The organism is Bradyrhizobium sp. P5_C11_2, from assembly GCF_054049755.1.
Map to the genome: position 1 here is coordinate 1 of NZ_JBFULT010000266.1, position 10,148 is coordinate 10,148.

A 10,148-nucleotide genomic window follows, 5' to 3' on the forward strand; every position below is an offset into this window, starting at 1 on the left:
GCCCCGGATTGCGCTGCGCTCCATCCGGGCTACGGGACTCATGACCAGCCGCAGAGTCGGCGCGCGCAGCGCGGCAGAAAATTCTGTTCGCAAGGCCTGACGGATCGCTGTCGGAGTGGTTATCTTCGCTCAAGCCGCGGCGGCGTTGATTCGACCTGCTGGATGCCGGCGCATCTCGCTCCTGACCGCCTCACTCCACGGAGTTCCAACGCGCGGCGAGGATCTGAATCAAGACAGCGAGGCAGGCCATGGTCAAACCGTTTCCGTCGAAGACCCACATTGGCAACCATATGCTGCATCCCGAAACGCTGATGCTGACCTATGGCTATGATCCGCAGCTGTCGGAAGGCGCCATCAAGCCGCCGGTCTTCCTGACCTCGACGTTCGTGTTCAAGACGGCCGATGACGGGCAGGACTTCTTCGATTTCGTCGCCGGCCGGCGCGAGCCGCCGGAAGGCATGGGCGCGGGCCTGGTCTATTCGCGCTTCAACCACCCCAACAGCGAAATCGTCGAGGACAGGCTCGCCGTCTATGAGCGCACCGAGAGCTGTGCGCTGTTCTCATCCGGCATGGCGGCCATCGCGACGACGATCCTCGCTTTCATCCGCCCCGGCGACGTCATTCTGCACTCCCAACCGCTCTATGGCGGGACCGAAACCCTGCTGACGAACACGCTCTCGCGTCTCTCGGTCGGCGCCGTCGGCTTCGCCGACGGGATCGACGAGGCGGCGGTGAAGCAGGCTTCGGAGGAGGCCATGCGCAAGGGCCGGGTTGCGATGATCCTGATCGAAACCCCGGCCAATCCGACCAACGGCCTGGTCGACATCGCGATGATCCGCAGCATCGCCGACGCGATCGGAAAGGCCCAGGGACACACGCCGATCATCGCCTGCGACAATACGCTGCTCGGGCCGGTGTTTCAGCGGCCGATCGAGCATGGCGCGGACCTCTCGCTGTACTCGCTGACCAAATATGTCGGCGGCCATTCCGACCTGATCGCGGGCGCGGCGCTCGGCACCAAGGCGATCATGAAGGGCATCAAGGCGCTGCGGGGCGCCATCGGCACCCAGCTCGATCCGCATTCCTGCTGGATGATCAACCGGTCGCTGGAGACGCTGAGCCTCCGCATGGAGAAAGCCGATAACAATGCGCGCCTCGTGGCCGATTTCCTGCGCGATCACGCCAAGGTGGCGAAGGTCCACTATCTCGGCCATCACGAAGGCGCCTCGCCGGCCGGACGCGTGTTCGCGAGGCAATGCGTCGGCGCGGGGTCGACGTTCTCGTTCGACATCGCCGGCGGCAAGGCGGCCGCGGTCAAATTCCTCAATGCGCTGCAAATCTTCAAGCTCGCGGTGAGCCTCGGCGGAACCGAGTCGCTTGCCAGCCTGCCGGCGACGATGACCCATTCCGGCGTTCCGGCCGACATCCGCCAAAAAATCGGCGTTCTGGATTCCACGATCCGGCTGTCGATYGGCATCGAAAACCCGTCGGACCTGATCGCGGACCTGACCTACGCGCTGAGCGGGGCCTAGCGGGGGCGGATGTGAGCATGTGGCAGGGACATCATGCCGACGCCGCTGAGGTCAAAGCGGATTGGACGCGCGACATGCCGACATGATTGCCGCGGCGGCCTCGTTGCTCTGGGCGCCCGAGAGCTGCCGCACGAGGCAGACGTAATAGCCCTTGCTCGATGCGTTCAACAGGGAATCGCCATTGACCACGAGCCAGTTGCAGGCCGAACGGATGTACTGGACGGCAAGCGCCGATCTCGTATCGCGGATTGCGGACAGCTCGCATTGCGCCTGCTTTTCCATGTCGGTTTGCGCGACGGCCGATCCGGAGAATGAAAGAACCGCTGCGGCAACGACAACGCCGGTGAGAACTTGCAATAGCGCGCGAGCGCGTCGCTTGATCCTGACGTCATTGGGATGATCGAGAACGCTGGAAACGAGCCTCACGGGGCACCCTGGAGATCGGCGAAGCCGTCGATTGCGGCTCAGCTTGAGCAGTGCACCAAGTCTATGGCCGAAATCTCGACGCTGGCAAGGCGCGAGCCGGCAATCCATCGCTCGCGAAACCTCGCTGTATTTTGCCGCTTGTCCGTCGGCAATGTGGATGCTTCCGGAATCGAAAAGGCCGGACGCTCCCTCCTGCGCCCGGCCTTCGCCGACGAAGTCGCTATAGAGCCTACTTCGTCACCTGACCGCGGATCTCGCCGCCCGGGTTGGCCGCGGTGTGAATGTTGACGTAGAGCTTGCCGGCCAGGAGATCGGCGGCCTGCGCGTCGGTGAGCGTCGCCGAGCCCTCGACCGGGCTGCTGGCTGCGCCGGGGATCGGGACCGCGACACCGGCGTTCTTGCCGGCCTCGGCAGGGCCGTGGAAATGGGCGGCGGTGGCGGGACCGGAGAGGCCCGAATAGGTGACCTTCCAGGAAAGCTTCTTGGTGGCGGCGTCATAGTTGAGATCGGCCGTTCCGGTGCCGCTGGTGGTGGTGGCAGGCACCTCGGACTTGCCGTCCAGCACAGCCTTCAGTTTCTCCGCACTTGCCGAGCCTGCGAACGCGACGGCGGCTCCGAATGCCAGCGTGGCAAAAAGGGCTTTGTTCATGGGTCTCTCCCTGTTGACATCTGATTGCTGTCGACTAGCAAACAGTGCGCTTCCGAGTTTATTCCCGCATTCCGATCACACCATCTAAATTATTCGTGGCTGGAGCGGGTACGGGATGATCCGTAAGTTCGCCCGAGCTCGATGGAACGCCTCAATGTTGCGACGAACAATTCTTGCCGCTCTGCTTGTCGCTGTCGCGGCCCTTGGCGTCTATTGGTGGCTGACGGCACCGGCTGCGTTCGCCGTGCCGCTGCCGCCCCGTGCGCCTGATCTCGCCAACGGACAGGAAATCTTCAACGTCGGCGGCTGCTCGTCCTGCCATGCCGTGCCCAACCAGCCCGATCGCCTTCGGCTCGGCGGTGGCCTGCCGCTCGGCTCGCCATTCGGCACGTTCTACGCGCCCAATATTTCTTCCGATGCCGCCGACGGCATCGGGCGCTGGAGCGAGGCGGATTTCGTCAATGCCGTGCTGAACGGTGTTTCGCCGCAGGAGACGCATTACTTCCCGGCGTTTCCCTACACCTCATACCATCTTGCGAAGGTCGACGACGTTCGCGATCTCTTCGCCTATCTGAAGACGCTGCCCGCGGTCGCGGGCAAGGTGCGCGATCATGACGTCCCCTTTCCCTTCAACATTCGCCGCAATGTCGGCATCTGGAAATTGCTGTTCATGAACACCAGCCCGTTCGTGCCGGATGCGACGCGCTCGGCGCAATGGAATCGCGGCGCCTATCTCGTCAACGGCTTCGGTCATTGCGCCGAATGCCACAGCCCGCGCAATTTTCTCGGCGGCATCATCACGGCGCAGCGGTTTGCCGGCGGCCCCAATCCCGAAGGCGAGGGCTGGGTGCCGAACATCACGCAAAAGGGCATCGGCACGTGGAGCGAGAAGGACATCGCCGATTTCCTCGAAACCGGCGACATGCCCGAAGGCGACAGCGCGTCCGGCGCGATGCGGCCGGTGATCAAGAATCTGGCGCGGTTGACGGCTGAGGATCGCGCCGCGATGGCGGCCTACCTGAAGTCGCTGCCGCCGGTCGATGGGCCGCCGCCGCCCAAGCGCGTCAAATCGGAGTAGCTAGCTCGCGCCGAACGCCTTGAAGGTGATGATGGTGAGGGTGTCCTGGATGCCGGGCAGCACCTGCACCTTCTCGTTGATGAAGTGGCCGATGTCGGTGTCCTTGTCGACGTAGAACTTCACCAGCAGGTCGTAATGGCCGGCCGTGGAGTAGATCTCGGAGGCGATCTCGGCTTCGGCGAGCGCGTTGGCGACCGTGTAGGACTGGCCGAGCTTGCATTTGATCTGGACGAAAAAGGGAACCATTGCAGTCACTCCGAAGGCATAATCTGCGGCTAATAGGCCAAAACCGGCTGGATTTAGCAAGCAAACTTGCCGGCTGCCGGGATAAGCCGCCCTGCGCGCTGCCTTACGACGTCGCCACCGCAGCGGCAAATGCGTCCCTGAGCCGCTGCGCGAGCTCGGCCTTGCGATAGGGCTTGGTCAGGACGATCGCTTGCGCATGCGCGCGACCCTGCTCGACCAGGGTCTCCAGCGCGTAGCCCGAGGTGAACAGGACCGGCAGGCCGGGGCGAAGCCGCCGGGCATGGTCGGCGAGCTCCCAGCCGCTCATGCCGCCCGGCATCACGATGTCGGTGAACAGCATGTCGATGTTGGGATCGGTGCGTAGCCGCTGCATGGCCTCCTTGCCGTTGACGGYGGCGACGACGCGATAGCCGAGTGCCTCCACCCTTTGAATGACCGAGGTGCGAACAAACGGATCGTCCTCCGCGATCAGGATCGTCTCGTGCCCTCTCGGCGCGGCCACCTCGCTCTCCAGCACGTCGGCCAGGGATTGTCCGCCGCCGGTGCGCGGCAAATAGATCCGGACCGTCGTTCCCAGGCCTATCTCGCTATAGATCGAGAGATGGCCGTCGGATTGCTTGGCGAAGCCATAGACCATGCTGAGGCCGAGGCCCGAGCCCTTGCCGACTTCCTTGGTGGTGAAGAACGGCTCGAACGCGTGCTCGATGACCTCCGGCGTCATGCCTTCGCCGTCGTCGGTGACGGAGATCAGGGCATAGCTGCCGGCCGCCACTTCCGGATGGAGCACGCGGTAGTCCTCGTCGATTGCAGCGAACTCCGTGCTCAGCGTCAGATGCCCTCCGGCCGGCATCGCGTCCTGCGCGTTCAGCACAAGGTTCAGCACGGCGGATTCGAGCTGGGCGCGGTCCGCAAAGGCCTGGATCTTGCCGGGCCCGGAGGCCGTCCTGATCTCGATGTTCTCGCGCAGGGTGCGCTTGAACAGCTTGTTCATGGACTCCAGCAGCTCGCGGCAATCGATCTCCTGCGGCTGGAGCAGCTGGCGGCGGCTGAACGCCAGCAGTCTCTGCGTCAGCTCGGCGCCTCGTTCGCCCGACTCGCAGATGTCGTCGGCAAACCGCCGCAGGTCGGGGCGGGCCCTGAGCTGTTCGCTCAGAAGTTCGGCGTTGCCGATGATGACGGTCAGGAGATTGTTGAAATCGTGGGCGATGCCGCCTGAGAGCTGGCCGACCGTCTCCATCTTCTGCGCCTGCTGAAGCTGCTGCTCGGTGAGCTTGCGCGCGGTCAAATCGTGGACGATTCCGACGTAGATCAGATCGCCGTCCTGCCACGCCTGGCCCACCGACAGATTCATCGGAAAGGTCGATCCGTCCTTGCGCAGGCCGACGGATTCCCCGGTTGCGAAGCGCCGCGCATGACCCGTGGATGAGGGCCTCTCCGCGTTGGACATCAGCATGCCGATGTCGAGATTCATGACCTCGTCGGCGCGATAGCCGAACAACCGTTCGCAGGCCGGATTGAACAGGAGAATGCGGGCTTGCGCGTCGAACAGGATGGCGCCGTCGACCGCGGTCTCGACGACGGCGGAGAGGCGCGTCATGCTCTCGCGCAGCGCGCGCTGGGCTTCACGGACCTGCCCGAGCAGCTGGGCTGTATCCCGGCTCTTGATTTTCTCCTCTGCGAGCGCGGCCTGGACCTGCCGGAGCTCGAACGGAGAGGGGATCGTCAGGATCTTCGGCAACAGCGGCCAGAGCGCGCCGGCGGTGACGACGGAGGCAACCGCCGTCGCCGCCTTGACCAAGCCCTCGATACCGTAGATCGGGACCCAGAGCGTGTAGATCGACAGCACATGGGTCAGGCCGCACGCCATGATGAAGACCGCGAACGCCCAGTAGAGCCAGCCGAACTGGAGATCGCGCCGCTTGGTGACGAGGATCGTCAGCGCGAACGGGATCGAGAAATAGGCAGCGGCGATGAGGGCGTCGGAGACGACATGGAGCCAGATCAGTTCGGGCTCCCACAACAGGCAGATGCCGTGCGGTGAAAACATCGACGAGTCGAGCAGACGTTGGAAGTAGGCCCACATGATTCCACCCGAGAGGGTTCCGGGCCTGGGGCGGCCCGCAACGTTGGTGTCGCTGGAAGGTTCCAGCACCAACGTCTCACTCATCGATGTGAACGCCAAGGGCCAAGGCCGCATCAAGGCTATGTTTTGCAGCCTGTGCACGATTGCGGCTCGACAATGCCGCGCCCAATCGCCACCTGATTCGCCGGCGCGAGCGTCGGTGCCGGGAATCACGGCTGCCGCGGCCGGTCCGGCTTGCTGGCGTTTCCTGGTCGCGCTAGGACAGGCCATGGCGATGTTAGTATCAAGCGAATGGATCCGGCGATGACGACACCCGTGGCGCTCACCATCGCAGGCTCCGATTCGAGCGGCGGCGCCGGCATCCAGGCCGACCTGAAGACCTTTGCCGCGCTCGGCGTCTACGGCGCCTCCGCCATCACGGCCTTGACGGCGCAGAACACCAAAGGCGTCACCGGCATTCACGCGGTGCCCGCCGGGTTCGTCACCGCGCAGATCGACGCGGTATTCTCCGATCTCGACGTCGGCGCGGTGAAGATCGGCATGGTGGCGCAGGCGGCCAGCATCGATGCGATCGCGGCCGCGTTGTCGCGCTGGGCGCCCCGGCACGTCGTGCTCGATCCCGTGATGGTCGCGACCTCCGGCGATCGCCTGCTGGCCTCGGAGGCCGTGGACGCGTTGCGCACGAAACTGATGCCGCTGGCCTCGGTGATCACGCCCAACCTGCCGGAGGCCGCCGCGCTGCTCGACGCGCCGGTCGCGCGCGGCGAGGCCGAGATCGAAAGCCAGGGGCACCGCCTGCTCGCGCTCGGTTGTCGCGCGGTCCTGATCAAGGGCGGGCACGGGGAGGGCGCCGAGAGCATCGACTATCTCGTGAGTTCAGCGGGGACGATCGCGCTCGCGGCTCCCCGCGTGGCCACCAAAAATACCCATGGCACCGGCTGCTCGCTGTCCTCGGCGGTCGCAGCGGGCCTCGCCAGGGGCGAGGACCTCGAGCGCGCGGTGCGCAATGCCAAGGCCTGGATCAGCGCGGCGATCGCCGCCGCCGACCGCTTCAGCGTCGGCCACGGCTACGGGCCGATCCATCATTTCCACAAATTTTACTGACGCGGGCTTTGCGCGGCGCGACGGCCGCGCCCGTTAACCAATAAGGCCATGGGCTTCCGGGCTTTTGCGGGCAACCATTGCGGCGCCATGTCGCCTGATTGTCGCATGCGACTGATATTCGCGGGGGGAGCGAGGCGAGGCGTGATTCGTATCTGAGGGTGCCTCAAAGGTTCAATTGGTCATCCCCCTGTCACGGGACATTGTTACAGGCTGTCGCATGGGAAGTTACGATGTGAGTGACGAGAGCCCTGAAAGGCGCTTTCGCACGTTGTTCATCTCCGACGTTCATCTCGGAGCCCGGGGTTCACAAGCCGACCTTCTGCTGGACTTCCTGCGTTACCACGACGCCGATACGATCTATCTGGTCGGCGACATCGTCGACGGCTGGGCGCTGAAATCGAGCTGGCACTGGCCGCAATCGCATAACGACCTGGTCCAGAAGCTTTTGCGCAAGGCGCGCAAGGGCGCCAAGGTCATCTACATTCCCGGCAATCACGACGAATTCCTGCGCAACTATTACGGCACGCATTTCGGCGGCATCGACGTGGTCGAGAACACCGTCCACACCGGTGCGGACGGCAAGCGCTATCTCGTCATCCACGGCGACATCTTCGACCTCGTGGTCCAGAACGCGCGCTGGCTCGCCCATCTCGGCGACAAGGCCTACGACTTCGCGATCCAGATGAATCGCTTCGTCAACTTCTTCCGCCGCCTGTTCGGTGTGCCCTACTGGTCGCTGTCGCAATGGGCCAAGCAGAAGGTCAAGAATGCCGTCAACTATATCGGCGCGTTCGAGCAGGCGCTCGCTGCCGAGGCGCGGCGTCACGACGCCGACGGCGTGATCTGCGGCCATATCCACTACGCCGTGATCCGCGACGAGGGCGGTATCCGCTACATGAACTGCGGCGATTGGGTGGAGAGCTGCACCGCGCTGGTCGAGCATGACGACGGCCATTTCGAGATCATCACCTGGGCGGATCAACTGCAAAAGGCAGTTCCGGTCGCGCCGGTGGCGGCAAGGGCCGCTTGATGCGCATCCTGGTCGCGACCGACGCCTGGCACCCGCAAGTCAATGGTGTGGTTCGGACGCTGACCAAGCTCGCTGACGCCGCCAAGGGGCTCGGCGTCGAGTTCACGTTCCTGACGCCGCAATCGTTCCGCACCTTCGCGATGCCGAGCTATCGCGACGTCCGGCTGGCGATGCCGCGGCCGGCGAAGATCGCGAAGCTGATCGCGGAAGCCCGTCCCGACAGCATCCATATTGCGACGGAAGGGCCGATCGGCCTGATGGTCCGCCGCTATTGCCGCCAGCGCAAGCTGCCGTTCACGACCAGCTTCCACACCCGCTTCCCCGAATATGTCCGCGCCCGGGTGCCGGTTCCGGAATCCCTGATCTGGCGGGCGCTGCGCCGTTTCCACGGGGCAAGCCGGGCCGTGATGGCGGCCACGCCGGCGCTGGCCCGCGAGCTCGGTGAGCGCGGCTTTGCCAATGTCGTGCTGTGGCCGCGCGGCGTCGACACCAGCCTGTTCCATCCCCGCGCCATCGATCTCTGCCTGCCCGCGCCGGTGTTCCTCTCGGTCGGCCGGGTCGCAGTGGAGAAGAATCTCGAAGCGTTCCTCGACCTCGACCTGCCCGGCACCAAGGTGATCGTCGGCGACGGCCCGGCGCGCGCCGCGCTGGAGGAGGCTTATCCCGACGCGATCTTCCTGGGGCAAAAGCACGGCGAGGAACTGGCGGACATCTATGCGGCGGCCGATGTCTTCGTGTTTCCCAGCAAGACCGACACGTTCGGCCTGGTCCTGCTCGAGGCGCTGGCGAGCGGCCTGCCGGTCGCGGCCTTCCCGGTGRAGGGACCCGGCGACGTGATCGGCGATGCGCCGGTCGGCGCCCTCGATCAGGATTTGCGCAGCGCCTGCTTTGCCGCGCTCGACGTCTCCCGGCAGGCCTGCGTCGAATTCGCCGCTGGCTATACCTGGGAGGCCTCGGCGAAGGCCTTCGTCGACAGTATTTGGGCGGTCGGCGCGGTGCTGCCCGGCCGGAACGGTGCGGAACAGTCGCGCTTCGTCGCCTGAACAGGAAGAATCCTCGCGCGGAGGTGTCTTGCCCGCGCCTCATCTGCCGCGATAACATCGGCCATGACCGAACAGCCCCTTCCGATCGGCCCCGCCGATATCGATGCCGCAGCACGCGTGATCGCGCCCTTCGCCATCCGCACCCCGCTGTTGTCCTTTCCCGTGCTCAACGAGCGCGTTGGCGCAAAGGTCTTCCTGAAGCCGGAGATGCTCCAGCGCACCGGCTCCTTCAAGTTCCGCGGCGCCTTCAACAAGGTCGCCTCGATCCCGCAGGACAAGCGCGCGGGCGGCGTGGTCGCGTTCTCCTCCGGCAACCATGCCCAGGGTGTGGCGGCGGCGGCCAAGATCCTCGACATGCACGCGACCATCGTGATGCCGGCCGACGCGCCGCTGTCGAAGCGCGAGCGCACCAAGTCCTACGGCGCGGAGGTCGTGCTGTATGACCGCGACCGCGACGACCGCGAGGCGATCTCGCGGGGCATCGCCGAAAAGCGCGGCGCGACACTGGTCAGGCCCTACGACGATCCTTTCGTGATCGCCGGCCAGGGCACCGCCGGCCGCGAGATCGCGGAGGACATGGCGAGCCTCGGCATTGCGCCCGACATCGTGGTGGCGCCAGCCTCCGGCGGCGGTCTGATCGCCGGCGTCGCAACGGCGGTGAAGGCGCGCTACCCGCTGGCCCAGATTGTCGTGGCCGAGCCCGAGGCGTTCGACGATCACAACCTTTCGCTGACCGCAGGCCATCGCGAGCCGCATGCGCCCGCGGGCCGCACCATCTGCGACGCGCTGATGGCGCTGATCCCCGGCGAGATGACGTTTGCGATCAACAGCAAGCTGCTCGCGCGCGGCGTCACCGCATCCGACAAGGAAGTCGGCGCCGCGGTGGCGTTCGCCTATCGCGAGCTGAAGCTGGTGGTCGAGCCCGGCGGCGCCGTCGGCCTCGCCGCGCTGCTGGCG

General features: G+C 65.3%; 10 protein-coding genes. 6 read left to right on the forward strand and 4 right to left on the reverse strand.

Annotated features, from left to right (window positions below):
* Nucleotides 1–248: 248 nt before the first annotated feature.
* Nucleotides 249–1,532: a cystathionine gamma-synthase family protein gene (locus ACXJL8_RS23140; protein ID WP_456622111.1), complete on the forward strand. Its 1,284-nt coding sequence runs from the start codon at nt 249–251 to the stop codon at nt 1,530–1,532.
* Between the two features lie 51 nt (nt 1,533–1,583).
* Here the strand turns inward: ACXJL8_RS23140 and ACXJL8_RS23145 are convergent, their stop codons facing one another.
* Together ACXJL8_RS23145 and ACXJL8_RS23150 are read right to left on the reverse strand one after the other, a co-directional pair.
* Nucleotides 1,584–1,958, reverse strand: coding sequence for a VF_A0006 family four-cysteine protein (locus tag ACXJL8_RS23145; RefSeq protein ID WP_456622110.1), 375 nt, complete (start codon nt 1,956–1,958; stop codon nt 1,584–1,586).
* A 229-nt stretch (nt 1,959–2,187) separates the two neighbouring features.
* Nucleotides 2,188–2,607, reverse strand: a complete 420-nt coding sequence (locus ACXJL8_RS23150) for a CHRD domain-containing protein (protein WP_456622109.1) — start codon at nt 2,605–2,607, stop codon at nt 2,188–2,190.
* 154 nt (nt 2,608–2,761) lie between these two features.
* Between ACXJL8_RS23150 and ACXJL8_RS23155 the strand changes: the two genes are divergently transcribed.
* Nucleotides 2,762–3,685 (forward strand): c-type cytochrome, encoded by a 924-nt coding sequence (locus ACXJL8_RS23155; RefSeq protein ID WP_456622108.1) that lies wholly within the window; start codon nt 2,762–2,764, stop codon nt 3,683–3,685.
* On the opposite strand, the gene ACXJL8_RS23160 is transcribed toward ACXJL8_RS23155, so the two are convergent.
* Nucleotides 3,686–3,931, reverse strand: coding sequence for an Lrp/AsnC ligand binding domain-containing protein (locus ACXJL8_RS23160; RefSeq protein WP_014493934.1), 246 nt, complete (start codon nt 3,929–3,931; stop codon nt 3,686–3,688).
* 103 nt (nt 3,932–4,034) lie between these two features.
* A complete protein-coding gene (locus ACXJL8_RS23165) occupies nt 4,035–6,098 on the reverse strand; it encodes a PAS domain S-box protein (RefSeq protein ID WP_456685643.1) in 2,064 nt (687 codons plus the stop codon).
* A gap of 219 nt (nt 6,099–6,317) precedes the next feature.
* Between ACXJL8_RS23165 and thiD the strand changes: the two genes are divergently transcribed.
* The 4 genes from thiD to ACXJL8_RS23185 form a co-directional block, all read left to right on the forward strand.
* Entirely contained in the window at nt 6,318–7,118 is an 801-nt protein-coding gene (gene thiD, locus ACXJL8_RS23170; protein WP_456622106.1) for a bifunctional hydroxymethylpyrimidine kinase/phosphomethylpyrimidine kinase, read from the forward strand.
* A gap of 217 nt (nt 7,119–7,335) precedes the next feature.
* Entirely contained in the window at nt 7,336–8,148 is an 813-nt protein-coding gene (locus ACXJL8_RS23175; protein WP_456622105.1) for a UDP-2,3-diacylglucosamine diphosphatase, read from the forward strand.
* On the forward strand, nt 8,148–9,191 hold the full coding sequence (locus ACXJL8_RS23180) for a glycosyltransferase family 4 protein (RefSeq protein WP_456685644.1): 1,044 nt from the start codon (nt 8,148–8,150) through the stop codon (nt 9,189–9,191). The genes ACXJL8_RS23175 and ACXJL8_RS23180 overlap by 1 nt, the downstream gene beginning before the upstream one ends.
* A 63-nt stretch (nt 9,192–9,254) precedes the next feature.
* On the forward strand, nt 9,255–10,148 hold an 894-nt coding region (locus tag ACXJL8_RS23185), incomplete at its 3' end, for a threonine/serine dehydratase (protein WP_456685645.1).